At 34.8% G+C, this 18254-nt stretch carries 23 protein-coding genes and 1 pseudogene; 7 read left to right on the top strand and 17 right to left on the bottom strand.

What is annotated here, in order from left to right:
* Positions 1–216: 216 nt before the first annotated feature.
* On the top strand, positions 217–846 hold the full coding sequence (locus LC087_RS19775; RefSeq protein ID WP_371932612.1) for an MFS transporter: 630 nt from the start codon (positions 217–219) through the stop codon (positions 844–846).
* A 7-nt stretch (positions 847–853) separates the two neighbouring features.
* Entirely contained in the window at positions 854–1453 is a 600-nt protein-coding gene (locus tag LC087_RS19770; RefSeq protein WP_371932611.1) for an MFS transporter, read from the top strand.
* Here the strand turns inward: LC087_RS19770 and LC087_RS15270 are convergent.
* The 3 genes from LC087_RS15270 to LC087_RS15260 form a co-directional block, all read right to left on the bottom strand.
* Positions 1361–2191, bottom strand: a complete 831-nt coding sequence (locus tag LC087_RS15270; RefSeq protein WP_226540555.1) for a helix-turn-helix domain-containing protein — start codon at positions 2189–2191, stop codon at positions 1361–1363. The genes LC087_RS19770 and LC087_RS15270 overlap by 93 nt on opposite strands.
* Positions 2188–3951: a dihydroorotate dehydrogenase gene (locus LC087_RS15265; RefSeq protein WP_226540554.1), complete on the bottom strand. Its 1764-nt coding sequence runs from the start codon at positions 3949–3951 to the stop codon at positions 2188–2190. The genes LC087_RS15270 and LC087_RS15265 overlap by 4 nt, the downstream gene beginning before the upstream one ends.
* 99 nt (positions 3952–4050) lie before the next feature.
* On the bottom strand, positions 4051–4710 hold the full coding sequence (locus tag LC087_RS15260; RefSeq protein WP_226540552.1) for a sulfotransferase family protein: 660 nt from the start codon (positions 4708–4710) through the stop codon (positions 4051–4053).
* A gap of 392 nt (positions 4711–5102) precedes the next feature.
* Between LC087_RS15260 and LC087_RS15255 the strand changes: the two genes are divergently transcribed.
* Positions 5103–5240, top strand: coding sequence for a YrzI family small protein (locus LC087_RS15255; RefSeq protein WP_226540550.1), 138 nt, complete (start codon positions 5103–5105; stop codon positions 5238–5240).
* Between the two features lie 482 nt (positions 5241–5722).
* Here LC087_RS15255 and LC087_RS15250 read toward each other — a convergent pair whose 3' ends face one another.
* From LC087_RS15250 to LC087_RS15240, 3 genes are all read right to left on the bottom strand, one after another.
* A complete protein-coding gene (locus LC087_RS15250) occupies positions 5723–6289 on the bottom strand; it encodes a glycosyltransferase (protein WP_306019685.1) in 567 nt (188 codons plus the stop codon).
* Positions 6290–6522: 233 nt separating this feature from the next.
* Positions 6523–7239 (bottom strand): sulfotransferase family protein, encoded by a 717-nt coding sequence (locus LC087_RS15245; RefSeq protein WP_226540547.1) that lies wholly within the window; start codon positions 7237–7239, stop codon positions 6523–6525.
* 194 nt (positions 7240–7433) lie between these two features.
* Positions 7434–7802, bottom strand: coding sequence for a cupin domain-containing protein (locus tag LC087_RS15240; RefSeq protein ID WP_226540545.1), 369 nt, complete (start codon positions 7800–7802; stop codon positions 7434–7436).
* Between the two features lie 358 nt (positions 7803–8160).
* Between LC087_RS15240 and LC087_RS15235 the strand changes: the two are divergent.
* Positions 8161–9031, top strand: a pseudogene (locus LC087_RS15235) (cation diffusion facilitator family transporter).
* Between the two features lie 446 nt (positions 9032–9477).
* Here LC087_RS15235 and LC087_RS15230 read toward each other — a convergent pair.
* Both LC087_RS15230 and LC087_RS15225 read right to left on the bottom strand, forming a co-directional pair.
* Positions 9478–10590 carry a YncE family protein gene (locus LC087_RS15230; RefSeq protein ID WP_306019684.1) on the bottom strand — a complete coding sequence of 371 codons (1113 nt, stop codon included), beginning with the start codon at positions 10588–10590 and terminating at the stop codon, positions 9478–9480.
* A complete protein-coding gene (locus tag LC087_RS15225; RefSeq protein ID WP_306019683.1) occupies positions 10568–11050 on the bottom strand; it encodes a hypothetical protein in 483 nt (160 codons plus the stop codon). Before LC087_RS15225 ends, LC087_RS15230 begins: the two co-directional genes overlap by 23 nt.
* Before the next feature lie 148 nt (positions 11051–11198).
* Here LC087_RS15225 and fosM point away from each other — a divergent pair, with 148 nt between their 5' ends.
* The 3 genes from fosM (at position 11199) to LC087_RS15210 (ending at position 12843) form a co-directional block, all read left to right on the top strand.
* The gene (fosM, locus tag LC087_RS15220) at positions 11199–11624 is read left to right on the top strand and encodes a FosM family fosfomycin resistance protein (protein ID WP_226540540.1); all 426 of its coding nucleotides are present in this window, start codon (positions 11199–11201) and stop codon (positions 11622–11624) included.
* Between the two features lie 129 nt (positions 11625–11753).
* A complete protein-coding gene (locus tag LC087_RS15215; protein ID WP_226540539.1) occupies positions 11754–12416 on the top strand; it encodes a DsbA family protein in 663 nt (220 codons plus the stop codon).
* A gap of 1 nt (position 12417) precedes the next feature.
* Entirely contained in the window at positions 12418–12843 is a 426-nt protein-coding gene (locus tag LC087_RS15210; RefSeq protein ID WP_226540538.1) for a disulfide oxidoreductase, read from the top strand.
* A gap of 74 nt (positions 12844–12917) precedes the next feature.
* Here the strand turns inward: LC087_RS15210 and LC087_RS15205 are convergent, their stop codons facing one another.
* From LC087_RS15205 to LC087_RS15165, 9 genes are all read right to left on the bottom strand, one after another.
* The gene (locus LC087_RS15205) at positions 12918–13535 is read right to left on the bottom strand and encodes an NUDIX hydrolase (protein ID WP_226540537.1); all 618 of its coding nucleotides are present in this window, start codon (positions 13533–13535) and stop codon (positions 12918–12920) included.
* Positions 13536–13638: 103 nt separating this feature from the next.
* The gene (locus LC087_RS15200; protein WP_371932610.1) at positions 13639–14826 is read right to left on the bottom strand and encodes an MFS transporter; all 1188 of its coding nucleotides are present in this window, start codon (positions 14824–14826) and stop codon (positions 13639–13641) included.
* 180 nt (positions 14827–15006) lie between these two features.
* A complete protein-coding gene (locus tag LC087_RS15195) occupies positions 15007–15513 on the bottom strand; it encodes a kinase (protein WP_226540535.1) in 507 nt (168 codons plus the stop codon).
* Positions 15514–15675: 162 nt separating this feature from the next.
* The gene (locus LC087_RS15190; RefSeq protein WP_226540534.1) at positions 15676–16185 is read right to left on the bottom strand and encodes a MepB family protein; all 510 of its coding nucleotides are present in this window, start codon (positions 16183–16185) and stop codon (positions 15676–15678) included.
* A gap of 108 nt (positions 16186–16293) precedes the next feature.
* Entirely contained in the window at positions 16294–16623 is a 330-nt protein-coding gene (locus tag LC087_RS15185; RefSeq protein WP_306020853.1) for a GNAT family N-acetyltransferase, read from the bottom strand.
* Between the two features lie 14 nt (positions 16624–16637).
* Positions 16638–16907, bottom strand: coding sequence for a GNAT family N-acetyltransferase (locus tag LC087_RS15180; protein WP_264189908.1), 270 nt, complete (start codon positions 16905–16907; stop codon positions 16638–16640).
* Positions 16908–16918: 11 nt separating this feature from the next.
* Entirely contained in the window at positions 16919–17542 is a 624-nt protein-coding gene (locus LC087_RS15175; protein WP_226540532.1) for a class I SAM-dependent methyltransferase, read from the bottom strand.
* Between the two features lie 15 nt (positions 17543–17557).
* Positions 17558–17710, bottom strand: a complete 153-nt coding sequence (locus LC087_RS15170; protein ID WP_226540530.1) for a class I SAM-dependent methyltransferase — start codon at positions 17708–17710, stop codon at positions 17558–17560.
* 16 nt (positions 17711–17726) lie between these two features.
* Entirely contained in the window at positions 17727–18122 is a 396-nt protein-coding gene (locus tag LC087_RS15165; protein WP_226540527.1) for a YbaN family protein, read from the bottom strand.
* Positions 18123–18254 lie beyond the last annotated feature (132 nt).

Raw genomic sequence — 18254 nt, 5'->3', positions numbered from 1 at the left:
GCTCTCTTCTCTTCTTCTAACGTGATTACATATCTATTACTCTTAAACATACTGACTTATGCTCGTATATGCTCTTACATTGTCTATCCTTGATTATAAATATTATTATTCTGAAAAATCAGATTATATTTCTGCAATATCTTGCCCTAAATCTTAGCAATATAGAAGCAGAATATTGATTTCTTTTTCGATAAAGTGTTCCTTGAGGTGATTAAATTGTATAAACAAATTTGGAAGAATCAAAATATACGTTACTATCTTTTGGGTGGAGGCATATCCAAACTAGGAGATGTTTTATCTGGGATGGCTTTTCTATTTTTAGCTTATGACATAACAGGATCTAAAGCTCATACGACTGGAATCGCGATCGCTGAAACATTACCTTATTTGCTCTTCGGTCTTATCGGCGGAGTCATAACAGATTGGGTTCCAAAAAAGAAGTTACTGATCCTTTTAGATTTATTACGAGTTCCACTCATTTTATCTATTGTTTATTTTTATTTTATCGGTTCTCTTTCTTACTATTATTTGCTCTTTATTAGTTTCCTCATTCAAAGCCTTGGTTGTTTTTTTAACCCCGCGCACAGAACAGTTCTACCAAAAATTACGACAGAAAAAGAAAGAGCGGGTACAAACAGCTTACATGATACCGTCACAAGAGGGATCACCATTTTGAGCCCCTTTCTATCAATCTGGATGCTAAACTCATACGGAGTCATTCACTTTTTTTACGATAGATGCCTTAACCTATTTATTAAGTGCGTACTGTCTTTCAAAAGTTCATTTCAAAGAAACCATAACAATCACAGAAAAATCGATTCAGTCTATCTTTACTTCAATCTTTGAATTTTTCATGTGGGCTAAAAATGAATTAACGATTCGCAAACTATTTCTTTTCACTTTCACAATCGTATTTTTCAATACTTGGGTTTGGCAAGTAGGGCTATTACTCTCCCTTACAGAAGTAAGTTCAAATAGTAAGGAGTTTTATAGTGCCTTGCAAGGGGTGTTTGGTGCCATCGTCATTTTAACGAACTTAGTCTTACCTATCTTCTTTAAGAACTTAACGATGAAATCTTACCTCATCGGGGGGATCGTTTGGGGATTAGGAATCGCCTACCTTGGCTTTTTTAATCAACCTTTGCACTTTTTCATTGGTGTCATAATAGTAGGAATTGGTTTACCGATCTCCGGCTTATCACGTGTTTACTTAATTCAAACCATTGTTCCTGAACAGAAAATGGGACGGGCGTTCAGCTCAAATGCTTTTCTATTATATTTAGCTAACACCCTATCATTAAGTTTATTCGGACTACTCTCACTCATCTTTTCCATTAGGCAGCTCATGATCTTTAGTGGTCTAATTATTATTCTTTCTAGTTTGATTGGCTTGCTTTATACGATGGCTCAACCTAAACTGTCGTGGCGTTTTTCGATAAACCTTTTTAAATAAATGATTATAGGAAGAGACACTTTTAAATCCATGATCAAGGGCAATGTCTAAAATCGTTTGATCGGTATAAATCAGTTTTCCTTGGCTAGAGAAAAGACGATATAATTGCAGCCATGAATAAGGAGAAAGACCCGTTTCTTCCTTGAAAAGGTGGGCAAATTGATACTTACCCATCTGAGCTATCACTGCCATTTGATCAAGACTCCATTCTTCATCATAGTTTTCTTTTAACGCATGGATCACAGATTGAATATTTTCTTTACAATTGATTCTTGGAAAATCGGCTTGATGGGAGCCAATGCCGTATTGTAGCATCAAGATGGCTAGTTGCGTAAGGCTGTTTTCGAGAAAAAGTTGATTCGAGTCTGAATCATTGCTTGCCAGCAAAAAGTTTCGAACAAAAGACGTCCATTGTTCAATTTGTGGCTGTCTGTACGTTATGAAAGAAAACTCCGGCTCTGTCATTCCACCTATTTGTTTTGCTACATCATAAAGCAACGAAGAGTTGATTTCTACAAGAAACTTTTCCTTCGTTGCTTTCAGTTGTCTATGTTGGACGGAAGGATTAAAGATGAGAAACTCCCCTTTATCTAGAGAGATCTCTTCTCCTTCTATCCCATATTTCGTTTCCCCAAAGGAAGAGAAGCTTAGTTTATACGTATCGTCCGTTCTCCAATTCCGTTCACTTAATTGGTCTTGCCTAATCAAAATAAGTCCATTTTTGTTCTCAAGGATCATCCTTCATCACCCTTATGTAAAAATGCATAACTGAGTATTAGACCAATGACAAATAAAAACAAAGCAAAATAAGCAGGTAATAAATGAATAAAGGTTGTATAGCCAATCTTAAAATGAATCCAAATTCCTGTGAAAAAAGCGGGTAGACCACCGACAAATAACGTCCACCACATCCATCGATTCCCTTGTTGAAACCCCCAAAGCGCAAGCATCAAAACTAATAAGCCAACACTTAATAGAGCACTCCCGAACCCTGCTCGATCATGAGCAATAACAGGAATCAACCTTTGATTAAACTCATCTAAAATCTCTGGAGGCATACAAAGGTATAATAGATCTGTTGATACAAACACATTGGTTACGCCAATATAGGATATAACTAGCCCACCAATGACAAAAGAAAAGCCGAGAATGACAAAGAAAAGCTGACCAACCAAACTAAGCTTCCACCATTTATTGTTTCTTAGATTGGTTGAACTAGGCGTATTCGTTAACCCCTTTGTTTTGATAAAACCTAATAAGTAAAAGGGAATTAATAGTAACCAAAAGACTAAATGTAGCCAATCAAAATAACCATAGCCAATAAATGAGAATATGCCTAAAAACCCAACAATTGCAGCTATATCTATTGCTTGCTTAGTCCAAAGTAACCCTTTTCTTACACCATGTCTCGCCAATGACATATACACAATTCCACCTGAAATCATCGTACCAGCTAACGTCATTCGATCATGAGACATAAATAAGAGAATTCTTTTATTGAAAGACCATATTTCATCTTTAGTCGTCTGCAGAAACTGTTCATCGTAGGGCAATAAAACAGATTGTAAACTGATGAACAGGGCTAATATCCCCCCTATGACGATCATTAAACCGAACAACCAATAATATTGCCAGCCATCTATCACTTCATTCTTTGTTGACAGTCGATTAAGAAGCGCTTCATTAATCCTTTTTGTTAAACCAGGACCTGAAAAGACATATTCTTTACTAAGAATGATGAAATCTGCTCCTGCATCTATGATTCCCAAAGCATCTTGCGGCTCTTTCACAGCTCCTACTGTCATAATTGTCTTATCGTACCCGGTTTCTCTTAAATCACTGATGACCTTTACATATCTTTGAGGGTCATACTCGTCCTCAAGAATAATTCCCTCATATTCCTTTATTCCTTCCATAGACGCCTGATCAATATGTATGGCTAAGTAAATCGGTTTCTTCGTATGAAGCCTTTCCACATCCTTATCCTCAACAACAAAAGCGGATGCAAACTCCTCTAATTCTTGAATCATCCATTGCTTTTCTTCACTCGTACCTTTTAGACGAATAAATAACGGCTGTTTAAACTCTATATTTTGCAGCTTTCTCTTTGTCGCTTCTAATCCAATAGATTCGAATTTTTCAAGAAAATCAATCGTTTGTTTTTTGAAATCAATTGCAGTTGCATTTCCTTCTCTTTTCTCGACCGTAACCGGACCAATCTCAATGAAACCGAACCCTAAATTTGTAAAAGCCTTTGTTCCTGTTAGTTGAGGGTCAAGGCTACCTGAAATACCAATTGGATTCGAAAAGACAATCTGATCTTTAGTCTTCTTTAACAAAGGAGAACATTCTTCTCTTCCTAGGAAATTGATGATATGTGATCCTCCAGGGAGAGATGCAACAGTATTCATCCCTCGATGGATAAACTCTCTAGACGTTAAAGATGACATTTTAGAAAGAAATGGTTTAAAAAGAATATGATAGGACCAATCAGGCATACAATATCACTCTCTGTACATTTTTAATAATGATAGTTTAACATATATTGAGACTTACTGAACAATACACGTTAGAGGAAAAAACATAAGGACCGTCCTCTATTCGTGTTTTAAATCTTCTTCTATAAAAGATCGTACTTTTTCTAAGTTTTCTTCTTTTGGGTTTCCTAAAATTTTGTTCATTTGAGCTGTAAATAAACTTGGGTCTGATACGAGATCATTAAATGAAATATCAATAACCTTTTCATTTGACGATAAATAAATATGACGATAGTAATAATGTCTTTTTAAATAAGGAATCAAGATTTCATATGCTATTTGTTCAGTAAATTGGTGCCTTTTCATTAAAGATACCACTGATTCTTGAAAGTCACGATGAACAAAAATATAGTAAATATCATTGCTTCTTTTGAAATAAGATTCCCACAGTTCAAATGTTAATAAAGTTCTCGGATCTTTCAGTCCCCAAACAGCTCTTTGATGATAATCGATAAACTTGGAAATGACCTGTTCCATTTTGGATGATAACGTCAAATTAAAAGGATTTGGTTGCTTAGCCCAATTCGCTCCATTCTCGTACAAAAGCACTTCATTTATGGATACAAAGTCTTTATTTTCAAAATATCCCTTTGAGTTCGTTTCACTAGGTTGCAATAGATTATCCCCCATATGAACGCCTAATTGAGCTAACACTCCAGCTGTTGCACTTGAACCTGAACGGTGAAGACAAAAAATAAGAAACAACTTGTTTTTATCCATTAATATACTCTCCTATTCAGAAACTTCTTTATTAATAAGAAAAAAAATACTAAATTGGTATTTACAAACCTTTCTAAGTATGTTTTAATGTTACTAGAAAATTATTACTAAGGAGGTCGGATAACATGTTTAACCAATCCATTTATTTATCTCTACCAACAAAAACACCATATATTATTCGACCTGTGCCGATATATTCTATCCTTTAAACATGTATATGTTTATGATTGTTTATTGCTACAGGACGAGCAACATTTCCTGTAGTTTTTATATGTTTTTTTCACTCCAGGAGAAGTTCTCTTGGAGTTTTTTTGATTATTTGTAAAGACCTTTATATGACTTAGCTGAATTTAAGAAACAACGAAGGTACTTTTTTAAAGGAGGTGATATAGATGACGATTAACCTTTTCTTTGTTGTCGTTACCGTCAATAGACGTGAAATGACACCACAACAAATCCATCATCAGCAACATGTCGAAGAGTTAATGGAAGAAGTAAAAAGCAAACATAGCCGTATGTTTTTTAACTAATTTTATAATTGATACTAATCAGTAAGGAGGAATAATGATGAGATTGTTTAAAGCTACTTTTCATTTTTATGAGGTGAAAGATACTGTTTAGCTATACAGGCAAACCTTTTAGAGGTTGTTCAAAAAGCCCTAAAAAAATGTCGGTTGAATAACTTTGTTGGTTTGCTTTTCCGCTCCTCATGTACCAAGAACGTACACTGTGAGTGCTTCGACGCCCAGGACGGGCTAGCGCAGGCGTTGCCACAGGACGTGGCTGTACTTAGCCTGTGTTCATTAAGCAGACCGCCTCGTTCTTCAGCGTCCTTTTTTTCCCTACTTTTTGAACACGCACTTTTAGTCGAAAGGTTTGCCTGTTTTTCATTAATAAAACGTTTGTTTAATGGTCCGTTCGAACAATTGTATTTGTCGTATAAATAACGTCATAATGATCTTTATGCTTTTCTATTAGTTCTTTTAAAGTTTTGTAGTACTTTCTATCCAAATCACCAGTAGATTGGTGGGTAAGCTGGTTCAGGAACTACATACGACTTAATTCCATCCTTCCCACAAGAAAGACATAGGTCAACAGCATATAGATGCCAACTATCACATAAACATTCATCAAATTGATACTGAAGAAAGAGATCTCTTTCGGATGCAATAAAACATTCATCTAGCGTTTGAACTAATACAGGTGTGATCAAAGTTTTCGACCCTGCATCTTGATTTTTCCCGTGCTTCATATTGGAATAGGCATGAAAATCTTCACTTCTTCCGGCTAAACCTAATAAACATGGTTTGTGAGATTCAAAATGATCAATAAGCGATTCCAAAAAGGTAGGACTGTCAATCCTTATATCTTGATGTACAAAAACCACATATTCCCCTTTCGCTTTCCTAGCTCCATAATTAAGTGCAGCTGAGGCAGAGGTGAACAAGTGATTATTAGTATTGTCTATTGGAATAAACTCAAATGATATGGTTTGTGTTTCTAAGCTTTTGTATAACATGCCTTGTAAAACATCTTTTTTATTGTAACAACAAATAACAGATACCTTATTGTCACTCATCCGAAAGTTCCCCCATCCAAAAGAAGATAACCTAAAATTAAACAACAACTTGATGCTCTGTCAAAAGATTCATTGCTGAACATCCTATTATTTCACTTACTATCACTATATGTTATTCACACTTTTTCATTCTATGAAAGTATGGAGAACTTGAATAATATAAATGTTTACTGATTTAATTGATGAGCTTTATTGCTCAATATTGTTCTCACATATTTCTCTTTATAATAGGGCTAATAATGTTTAAGGCTTTGATCTATAAAAGAAAATACTTTTTTAAAATTTTTTTCTTCTGGATGTCCTAGTAAATGATTAATATGGGCTGTAAATACTCTGGGGTTAGAGACAAGACTATCAAATGAAACGTCAATAATCTTTTCTTCAGAAGACAAATAAATGTGACGATAATAATGAAGTTTTTTCAAATAGGGGATTAAAACGTCATTTGCTTTCTTTGGGGAAAATCCATTTCGTTTTATTAATGATTGTTTCGATTCTTCAAAATCACGATGAACGAAAATATAATAGATGTCATTGTCTTTTTTTAAAAAAGGCTCCCAAAGTTCGAATGTTAATAATGTCCTAGGGTCTTTTAATCCCCAAACATTCCTTTGCTGACTTTCAACGAATTCAGATATTTTCTTATCCATTCTGGATGATCGTTTTAACTTAAGAGAATTTGGCTGTTCAATCCACGTTGCTCCATTCTCATGCAAAATATTTTCATTTATTGAGACATAGAGCTTATTCTCAAAATAGCCTTTTGGATTATTTTCATTCGGCTCTAAAAGTGTATCACCCATATGAACACCTAATTGAGATAAAACTCCAGCTGTTGCACTTGAACCAGTTCTGTGATTACAAAATACAAGAAAAAGTTTTTTCTTGTCATTCTTCATTTTTCCTCTATTCATAACAATTAACATTTTATCCCACAATCTACTATTCATTTCAGTTCTCCTTTCTTTCAGATTTTTTCTAAGAAATCTCTATCTTTTATATTAATAATATGAAAGAACTGTCTATATTGATTGGACAAGTTTCACAAACCAACTAAAAATGGGCTTACTATCGCCAATAAGAAATAAAAAACAGGTATATTCCCGGTTAATGGGTTACCTGTTTTTCTTAATCAAACGTTTGTTTAAATACGTTTTTTCTCTGCTAAAGGCATACATGATGCCGGGTTTAATTCTTTACTTTCAATGACAATGGCTGTTAATCCAGTATCTGTTCTCGTTTCGTGCCACTCTCCCTTTTCCCAAAAAACGGCATCTCCATTTTTCACATGTACAAACTCTTCCTTTTCTCCTCTTACTTTCCCCTCTCCGTTAACTACCAATAGAAGCTGTGGAACAACTGCTTCATGATAACCAATGATTCCATTCTTTTCTAAATACATACACCCTATGCGAGACGGTTTTTGAGTTTGAATTATATGAGACATTATAAAATCCGAATTAAACTTTTCAACCTTTTTTCCAACCTCTTTATTAAATTGATAAATATCCATGCCTACCTTCCTTCATACATTTTTTTATTTATTTTATCATAGGAAAAATGAAAGATAGATGTTGGCTTCAGTGTTGTCAAACTCCTTTTCATTAACTCTCATTTAAACTTTAAATCTTTTTTCCATAATGAATATTTTTGGCTTCTTCAACAATAAACATCATTTAATCAAACGTTTGTTTAAATGTATTGGAACTAGAGGAACATATAGACTGTGTTGTTTCATTCAATGTTTTTTAGCTAAATAAAACTTTTTTATACAACTCATAATTATATAGGAAGGCGAAAAAACGTTGCTATAGACCCACTCGGCATGGGCTTGATACGATAGAAATGGGTAAGGAAGTGGAGGGATTCTAATGGACCAAGAAAGATATGAACAAATTAAATTAGGTGAACGGGGAGCTATTATTAGTATTATCGCCTATTTATTTTTATCTTCTTTAAAACTAATTGTTGGGTATTGGGCGGGCTCTGAAGCCTTAAGAGCTGACGGTTTGAATAACGCAACAGACATTGTCGCTTCAGTTGCTGTCTTAATTGGGCTAAGGTTTTCACGTAAACCAGCCGATCATGATCATACGTATGGTCATTGGAAAGCGGAAAACATCGGTTCATTAGTTGCATCACTTATTATGATTATTGTTGGTTTTCAAGTCTTATTTAAAGCTGGAGCTTCAGTTTTAGAAGGAAATGCCCAAACACCAGACTTGTTTTCTGCCTATACAGGACTCTTTTGTGCAGCTGTAATGTTCGCTGTTTATCGATATAATAAAAACTTAGCAAAGAAAATTAATAGCCAAGCCGTTTATGCAGCTGGCAAAGGATAATTTATCTGATGCTTTAGTAAGTATTGGAACGGTTGTTGGAATTATTGGTGCCCACCTTTACCTCCCGTGGCTAGATCCATTAGCGGCGTTTTTTGTGGGAGTGTTAATTTGCAAGACAGGGTTGGATATTTTCCGAGATGCGACACATTATTTAACAGATGGCTATGATGAAGAAGATATTGAGTGTTATAAAGAAACGGCATTAGATGTTGACGGAGTAGAAGAAGTGAAAAGTATACAGGCTAGGAGATACGGTAATCAATCGGTTGTGGATTTAATTATTCTTGTAAATAGTCAATTAGATATTTGCGACGCCCATGATATTTCTACCGATGTAGAGCATGCCCTAATGGATAAACATAATGTTTATTATGTTCATATCCATATGGAACCAAACTAATTTCCTTCGTATAAACCTCTCATATATACTTCTATAAGTGGGCAAAATAGAGAGATGGATAGAAAGCAATCATCATGAAACTCTTAAAAAAATCTCTCTTTGAAGGGTGTCTACAAAAATGGATTTTACAGGCGCAAATTTTGATATCTTCTTTTATAGCTTCTTCTTCATTTTTGCCCATGTGTTGTTCGACTTGAAAGTGAACGAAGAACATCCCTTAATCATAACCGTCGTCATAAACTTATCGCTATATTTGTTTATTGTTTTGTTAAGCTGGATTATTCTCTTGTTTATAGAGGTTCAATGGATTGACAGGGTTACAAATATGACTGTCATTTTGACCAGTATTTTTACGATTTGCAAGGTTATCCTTATTAATATTTTAAACCCCTCTTTGAGATCCTTAGACTAAGTTATGTAAAGAGACTGAAGTGACAGTCTCTTTTTTAGCAAGTCAAAACCGCAGCGGAGTTGACTCCTCCACCTACTACAACCACATCTGTTAACTGGTTTATGTTCGCATCGAACACCCCAAGAAACTGCATTCCATTAGTGATATATAACTGATTGGTTTCTTCATTGATGGCTATAAATGAGGGATTTAAAGAAAGAAATGCTGTTAAAATTATCGTGTCGGTATTGGCATCAATGATAGACAGAGTGGCATCATCATTGTTCCCTACATAAACCAATTCTGTCGTCTGATTAACTGCAATAGGAAAAGGTTGCATACCAACCGTTATAGTGTTTATGATTGTATTTGTATTTAAATTCACAACAGAAACATTGTTATCATTACTATTGGTGACATATAATTTAGGTGGTGTGGTTATTTCTGAAACAGCCACTCCAAGCGGAGAGTCACCCACTGTTATCGTACCAATTAAGGTATTTGTCTCCCCATCTACAATGGAAACATTGTTATTATCACTGTTAGGGATATAGACGAGATTCGTTTGTTGATTTGCGGAGGGAACTCTAGGTTCAGATCCAATGGATAATGTCGCTACGATTTGATTTGTTTCAGTATCAATAATTGAAACAGAGGCTATGTCTAATGGTGCAAACAATTTTGTTGGTATTGTATTTGTTGTCAAAGTTAGAAAACCAGGAGATACCCCTATGCTAATAGTGTCAATAATTGTGTTTGTTTCTCCGTTCAGTACAGAAATATCCATAGAAGTAACATTTGAAATATACACCAACTTGGTTGATGGATTGGCTACAACGCTAATAGGGCTTTGTCCTGGTGTCACAGTCTCTATCACACTATTAGTCACTCCATCAACGACAGAAACATTATCGCCAAATGGAGGGGCAAGATTTGCTGTGTAAACGACAAATCCACATAACACACTCATAACAGCAACCGTTTGAACAAATTGGTTACCAACTTGAGCAGACGCTCCAACTACAACATCTGTTGTAAACTTTGAAGAGTCAACGGATATATTCGTGGTAAAACTTCCGCTTAAATTAGTAACTGCAGGATTTGGAGAAAAAGAAACACCTGTCGTACTTGCTGACAGAGTCACGCTAATTCCAGGTTGGGGGGACACCCCCTAAGGTTACATCTCCATTAATGGTTCCATCACATCCGATTGAATCTGGAACAAACAAATTTAATTGTGGTGTTTCAGGATAATCAATCTCTTGTAGTTGCTCAGGGTTTGACACAAGAAAACGTTCAAACTCAACAAAAGTAGCACCAGAAAAAAGGGTGGCAGTTGGCTGCACAGTAGTAGCAGTTACTTCATCGCTACGGTTGGCAAGACTAACTTCAATCTCAATTAAGAAAGATGAGATTCCAACTGGATTAAAAGATAGACTTTCTGTACTTGAAGCGTTGACAAGAAAAGAATTAGAACTAACCAAGGTTTCTGGTGAAGTAGACTCATTAACAAACCGTATGGTTACACTGGCCTGGTTTGCCGAGTCAGTATTTCTTATTCTTACTTCGACAGGATTGATTAATAAACTTGTATTATCAATAGGGCCACTCGTGAACGTTATTGTCATTTTTATCCTCCTCATCATTTAATAATAAGGTCAAAAAATTCAACATAAATATAGACCTTACCTCCAATAGACTATGCACCAATTACCAATATTGATTGTGTATATGCTACATAAATAATACTCTGGATACAGAAAGGGGCGATTAACTTTGAAAGGAATTAACCATTTATTATTTTCCGTTTCGAACCTAGAAGATTCCATCCATTTTTATCAAAATGTTTTTGATGCCAAGCTCCTTGTCAAAGGAAGAACGACAGCCTATTTCGATTTAAATGGACTTTGGTTAGCATTAAATGAGGAGAAAGATATTCCTCGTAATGAAATTGATCAATCCTATACTCACATTGCCTTTTCAATCGAGGAAAAAGAGTTTGATCAAATGTTAGAAAAGTTACAAGAACTGAAAGTCAACATCCAACCAGGTAGAGAACGAGACGTGAAAGATAAAAAATCTATCTACTTCACGGACTTAGATGGGCATAAATTTGAATTTCATACCGGAACGCTACAAGACCGCTTAGATTACTATAAGGAAGAGAAAAAGCATATGCAATTCTTCGATAAAGATAAATAGGTCAATATTTTCATTAAAATTAATGTAATTGACAAAATTTAATTGAACCGCTTTTCTTCATTCATGATAAAATAATGAAAGATTCGCACAAAAGAAAATTTACGATCCTATAAGGAAGGTGGAGTTCATTTGCAAAAAAAATCGCCATTCAAAATTATTGTTATATTAACGCTTGTTGTTGTCGCCCTTTTAGTTGCGATTTTCTTCATTAATAAAATGAGTCAAGAAAACAATCAGACAACATACGAAAATCAACCTTCCGTCGAAGGACAACCTGTCCTTGGAGATGAGGATGCTCCTGTGACAGTTGTTGAATTTGGAGACTTTTTATGCCCTACTTGTAAAGCTTGGGGTGAGCAAGTGTTCCCGCAACTTGAAGAAGAGTATATTGATACAGGGAAAGTAAAGTTTGCTTATGTTAATACCATTTTTCATGGCGAGCCTTCCACCATTGGTTCGTTAGCTGCAGAGGAAGTTTGGGAGCAATCGCCTGAAACATATTGGGAATTCCAAAAAGCTTTATATGATGCTCAGCCAGATGAAGGTCATGATGAAACATGGTTGACGAAAGAAGTAGCATTAGAAGTAGCGCAACAATTCCCTTCCATTAATGTAGAGGAGCTAGAAAAAAGTTTAACAGAACAGGAACATATAAGTAAGATTACAACAGACTCTAGTCTAATTAAGGAATTCAACGTAGAACAAACACCAACAATTTTTGTTAATGGAGTAAAATTAGCTGCTCCAAGCTATGAAGACCTTAAATCTGTAATAGAAGAGGAATTAGAGTAACATGAAAGAAAATAAAAGTAATAATCACCAGCAGTTATACCTCTATATTGCTTGGGTCACTTCTATTATTGCGATGTTAGGGAGTTTATATTTCAGTGAATTTCGCGGTTTTGTTCCATGTGAATTATGTTGGTACCAGCGCATTTTAATGTATCCATTACCACTGATTTTAGGGATTGCCACTTTCTTCAATGACAAAGCAGTGAAAAAATACGTTCTACCGATGTCCATCATTGGATTGTTTATCGCTATTTTCCACTATTTAGAACAGAAAGTACCTGGCTTTGCAAGCCTCAAACCTTGCTCTAATGGAATTCCATGTAGTGGCGAGTACATTAATTGGCTTGGATTTATCACCATTCCTTTTCTATCATTAACCGCATTCACCATCATTACAATTATGATGTTCCTAATAAGAAAGAAATAAGCTAAAAATGAGGAAGAGCTAATCTATAAAGGTAGACTTATAGTTTAGCTCTTTTTTTATCGACAGAATGACCTTCAATCAAAAATCGCCGGTTTATTTCGATCTGTTAAAAACTCAAACAACATGTTTATTTGTGATTGCGTATTTCTTCTTGTAGATAGTGGAGGTAAAAGATTTTGTTCAAAAAATTTCACTTCATTCGTTTCTAAACCCGACTTTGCTTTTCCGCCAGTAATTTCACATTGAATAAATATTTTGTAATAGTCAAAGGGTTGTGGAGGATGAGGATGCTTATTCATGTGTAAAAGCGCCAATAACTTTGTAGGGTTTACATTGAAACCTGATTCTTCTTTAATTTCTTTCACAATATTTTCACTAGCTGACAGGCCAATATCACAAAATCCTCCAGGCAAAGACCACCGATTATCTAGTCTTTCTTTCACCATTAAAATCTTGTCTTCTTTAAATACCACTCCTCTTACATCTAGTTTAGGAGTTTGATAGCCTTTGTCGTTAGCAAAGAAATCTTTGATTTTGTTCAAAGGATAATCTGTGTGTTCTGACATAATTTCGGCACTGAGGTCTCTTAGTTGTTGATAACGTTCTAGATCATATTCGTCTTTTGAAAATGTTAATCCTGCTTGAGCGATTGATTGTAATTTTTTTGCCCATTCTATCCATTGATCACTCATAAATGTCTCTTCATCTCCTTTTAATTATCCATAATTTTCATTATATCAATCCAAATTTAAAAGAAAAACCTCAGATCCAAAGGTCCTGAGGCTGTCTAAAATATTATGAAGTCTTTACTATAGGTGTTTCACTATTAAGAACTCTTTCATTTTGATATAAAACGAACGTTAATATGATTCCAAGGAAGGCTAATAAGCCAAAAAATAAATACACGGCATAAATGGTAAAGTATTCGTATAGGTAACCACCAATGATCGTACAAAACCAGTTACCGAGTCCCGTTCCAACAGCGGCATATATCGTCACTGCCGATGCTTCCACATGATCTGGGGCCACCTTCTTGATATATTGAAGGCCTGCTGGAATAAATAAACCTAAGGAAAATCCTTGCATAATGGTTGAAAGATAAATAATCGACATACTTGGTTCAAAAAAGTACAAGAACCATCTAGCAAGTGATACCGTTCCCGCTAAGATAATGACCATTAAGTAACCGTAGCGATCAATAAAGCTTCCAGACCATCTCATAAAGGGAATTTCCATAAACACCGCCACCATAAAGGCGATCCCAATGGCTGCATAAGTTCCACCACTTTCTTCAACAAACAAGCCAAAGAACGTATTGTTAGCAAGGTTAGGAGCAAAAATGGTGAACGTGACGCCTAGAAAAAGAACATACTCTTTATATGAAAATAGTTGTCTCATCCCTTTTATTATTTCTACTTTTACCGTTTGTCGTTCACTAGGAGCAATCAACGCAAGAATAGAAGCAAGTGTAAGGGTAATGAGTAAAGAATAAAAAATGACACTAGGGCCAATGGATTCAGATAATTTCCCCATCACAAATACAGCGATACCGAATCCTAACGATCCATATAATCGAATATTTCCATATTTATATTTCACTTTTGTTGCATATTTTAAAGAAATACTATCTGAAACAGGAATAATTGCACTTTGGAAAATAGCCACCAGAATTGCTATGACAATAAACAAATGATACGAATCAAATATGGTATAACCCAAGCCAGCGATTCCGGTTAAGAAAGTCGTCAAAGCTAACACTCTTGTTGGCGCTTGCGTATAGTCACTCACCATTCCCCAAATCGGTTGAAAAAACATCATAACGATAGGACCAAGGGACATAATTAACCCAATTTGTGAGCCGTCCAATTTTTCAACTTCTTTTAAATATACACTTAATAAAGGCAGAAAACTTCCCATCCCTAAAAATGCAAATAAATAAAAACCTTGTAAAGTAACTATTTTTGAATCTCTCAACGTATTCACCCCTCATGTTTACATACCTTTCATTTTATGTATTTATCAGTCGTAGTCAAAGACATATGTCCTCACATAAAAAAGATAAGGGGTGGATACTTGAGTTGTTGGAGTTGCTGTCAGCACTATAGTCCATGATTTTTCAAATCTGAAACACATCTTCTAAGTCGTCTCTCATAAAAGGTCTGACTAATAATCTTTCAGTTTTATTTGATGCAAGATCAGTTTCAACACCTCTTCTTGTGACATATCATTAGTCAGCATGACCTCTCCCTCTACTCCAAGGTGATCATTTGGAGTCCACCAAGCATGTAATGATTCTTCTCCGAACTCCATCTTTTTCGAACTACCGTTATGGCGCAAGACTGTCTCCTCAAATGGCAGATCGAAATAATAAATATAGGCCTTCTGATTAAAAAGGTTAATTAAGTTATTCAGCATTTCACCATAACGATTTTTATATAATATTCCCTCAACAATTACATATTCACATCGACCTATTCCGTATTTTGCTATTTGTTCAATCAAATTAATTGAAAGATTTCCTTCTCTATCGTGAACCTTTAGCATTTCACGGCGTACAACATCTTGAGAAACCAATAAGGTTCCATTCCCTAAATGATCTTGAAGGCTTTTCGCAGTCGTTGTTTTTCCGCTTCCAGAGTTTCCTCGTATAATAATTAAACTAGATTCCATATTCTTCTCCTTGCTTTTTACACCTCAAACACCCTGGTATTATATATAGATCTCTAATACCGCCGAATCGAAATCAATAAAAAGATATTCTTCATTTATTTATTCTAATCAAAAAACCGTCCGCATAACTTAAAGGTTTCTTTACTAATAACATTCCACGTACTATTGAAGATACAATTGTAAGATTTTCTTTATAGGTAAATCATTCATATTACTCATATCAACAAAATAAGGTAACTGCCATTTTTGAGTCATTAAGGCTTGTTTACCTGTTGGACTTTCCCAACTTGGATAAACTCTCAATCCCATTTTTCCTTTTGAAGAACGGGTTTTAAGTATGTTTCGTTTCGCAAGAGTTTCCTTTGGTATAATGAATTGACCAAACTGATTTTCTTTAATAGTGGTATTAATAACTAAGATATCCGGCGCATTTTCGTATGAAAAGGCGGTATTTTTGCTATCTTCACCTTTTTCCCAAATAGCAACAAACTCTCCTATTTTATTCGGCGTTCTTTTAGAGACTCTAAAACGAATCGATTTATTTGATAATAAAAAAGTGCCGCCACCATAATTTGAATTTTGTTGTTCTTCTTGGATAGACCTTATCACTAATTGATTAGGTTCATAAATGTGTTCATTTACATATTCTAAAGCACTAAAAAATTTATTCATGTAATAACCCCTGTTTTCCACTATTTATCTATCATTAATGAAATAAAGCTACTCACACTTTTCAGTTGATGGTTTTTCACTCCCTAAAAAGCACACAGCACGATGAAGTCATTGGATATCATTAAAGACAAAACCTGAAAAACAAACGCTTACAATTTGCTTCTTGTAAACAACACAAAACCCGATTCCTTTCTCAAGAAACTGTTCAATAGAGGTCCAATACTCGTTAATTGTATTCCGTAAAAATGGTGTATTGGGGTTCTTGTCAATCAGTTCACTAGTAATTATAACCACTTCATATTCCTCATCAATCATCGGTTCTTCAGATTTAAAGTCATCTCTATTTTTTATCGTATAGACTCGTTGATTACAGCTTCCAATCTCCCGATGATGAAAAACTTTTTCAAATGTTTGATTCCAATTTTCATGATGAACGATTGCTTCAAATCCCTTTAATTGAACTTTCTTTGCTTAGAAACTATAGTTTTATCGATAAACTCATCTAGCTGACAATTAAACGTTTCATTCTTCTCATCACCAATAAATAGGAAGCCATCATTACTCCCTAGCCAAATCAAACCAGATTTCGGTACATCCATATTATCTACAAAAATTCTTCCTGGATTTGTCCCCTCTACTACAGCAAATGCTTCTACTTGTCCAGTTGGATTTAAAAACTCTCTACATTTATGAAACTCATTTTTTTGCAACTCAACAATCATGTAGATTCCCCTCATTTTAATGCTAGTTTCATTGATAATTGAACTTGCTCTTTAAATAAACCTTCACCATTAATAGATAGGAGCGCGTCGGTTACTTCATCTTCAAAAGCTTTCACATGGCTTCCTAGAAATCTCTTAGATCCATAAGAAGTAGAATATAAGTTGCCAATAATAGATTCTACAGTCCATGTGATTTCATAAGGAGGTAATGTGTAGTTTTCAAGATGAAACTTTGATTCGGCCACTATTTCTTCATGACTTGTAGTTGGATGAGAATAGGTTGAATTTCCAGCCCTTCTCTCTTTTCCATACCACATCTCTATCACTTCGTTTAGCTGAAGCTGCCAATCTTCTTGTTTTTTTTGCGGGTCATAGTTATCAATAATCGTCACGCCACCATTTTCTTCTATCATTTCATAAAGGTCATCTAGCACTTTCGGACGATCCATCCAATGAAAGGCTTTAGCGATTGTGACTAAATGAAAGGGTTCATCAAACTGCTCCTTATATTGCTCTGGGGTCCCGTTGAACCAATCAATACTTCCTATTCTTATTTGTTGATGAAGACGCTTTGCTTCTGCAATCATCTCAGGCTCTATATCAATACCCACAATTTTTTGGCACCAATCAGACAATCTTAAAGTTAGATGTCAAGTCCCACATCCTAAATCAAGTAAATTTTGCTCTCCATTTAAGGAGAACTTATCTACTAAAAACCTGATTAAATTGGAAGGATAAATTGGTCGATACTTCGAGTAATATTCTGCTGACCCTTTAAATAAACCTTCACCATATTGAGACACGATAATTAACTCCTTTTCATTTTCCTTCTAACAACTCTTTTTCTTCATCAGGGCTAATCGTCTTAATCTTCTTTATAAAATAATAATGCTTATAGAGACCGAGTACGATCAAAATCACTTTCACTAATAGGATATCGATATAAAAAATAGAGAACACGATAAAAAAATCAGCAATCACGTTTATTCTTATTTTCTCTTTTAACGTCATCCCTCTATTCTCTAATAGCGCTACAACGTATTTTTGATATATAGAGGTGCTTTTAAACCAGTTATCTATTTTCTTAGAGCTTTTTGCAAAACAAAAAGCAGCAAATAAATAAAATGGGCCGCCCGGAAGAACAGGAAAGATTGTCCCTGCAATACCAACTAATAAGGAGATGGATCCAATAATCATAAATAATATACTTTTCAATTTTTTGATTGTAATCACCTTTTTATTTGTACTTACAACTAACTTTACTAAATTGGATATTGAATAACCAGAATAATGGCGAAATAAAATATTTATACGCTAAAAAATCCAAGAATATCGCAACACCCTTGG

Origin of the sequence: Bacillus carboniphilus (assembly GCF_020524035.2) — a bacterium.
Lineage (GTDB): Bacteria > Bacillota > Bacilli > Bacillales > JAIVKR01 > Bacillus_CC.
This window is presented reverse-complemented; position numbering and strand designations above follow the sequence as displayed.

Bases quoted from the DNA above. Each gene is read 5' to 3' on its own strand.
- LC087_RS19770 (WP_371932611.1), top strand. From the start codon at position 854: ATGTGGGCTAAAAATGAATTAACGATTCGCAAACTATTTCTTTTCACT.
- LC087_RS15270 (WP_226540555.1), bottom strand. From the start codon at position 2,191: ATGATCCTTGAGAACAAAAATGGACTTATTTTGATTAGGCAAGACCAA.
- LC087_RS15265 (WP_226540554.1), bottom strand. From the start codon at position 3,951: ATGCCTGATTGGTCCTATCATATTCTTTTTAAACCATTTCTTTCTAAA.
- LC087_RS15260 (WP_226540552.1), bottom strand. From the start codon at position 4,710: ATGGATAAAAACAAGTTGTTTCTTATTTTTTGTCTTCACCGTTCAGGT.
- LC087_RS15255 (WP_226540550.1), top strand. From the start codon at position 5,103: ATGACGATTAACCTTTTCTTTGTTGTCGTTACCGTCAATAGACGTGAA.
- LC087_RS15250 (WP_306019685.1), bottom strand. From the start codon at position 6,289: ATGAGTGACAATAAGGTATCTGTTATTTGTTGTTACAATAAAAAAGAT.
- LC087_RS15245 (WP_226540547.1), bottom strand. From the start codon at position 7,239: ATGAATAGTAGATTGTGGGATAAAATGTTAATTGTTATGAATAGAGGA.
- LC087_RS15240 (WP_226540545.1), bottom strand. From the start codon at position 7,802: ATGGATATTTATCAATTTAATAAAGAGGTTGGAAAAAAGGTTGAAAAG.
- LC087_RS15225 (WP_306019683.1), bottom strand. From the start codon at position 11,050: ATGACAATAACGTTCACGAGTGGCCCTATTGATAATACAAGTTTATTA.
- LC087_RS15210 (WP_226540538.1), top strand. From the start codon at position 12,418: ATGAAAGAAAATAAAAGTAATAATCACCAGCAGTTATACCTCTATATT.
- LC087_RS15205 (WP_226540537.1), bottom strand. From the start codon at position 13,535: ATGAGTGATCAATGGATAGAATGGGCAAAAAAATTACAATCAATCGCT.
- LC087_RS15195 (WP_226540535.1), bottom strand. From the start codon at position 15,513: ATGGAATCTAGTTTAATTATTATACGAGGAAACTCTGGAAGCGGAAAA.
- LC087_RS15190 (WP_226540534.1), bottom strand. From the start codon at position 16,185: ATGAATAAATTTTTTAGTGCTTTAGAATATGTAAATGAACACATTTAT.
- LC087_RS15180 (WP_264189908.1), bottom strand. From the start codon at position 16,907: ATGATTGTTGAGTTGCAAAAAAATGAGTTTCATAAATGTAGAGAGTTT.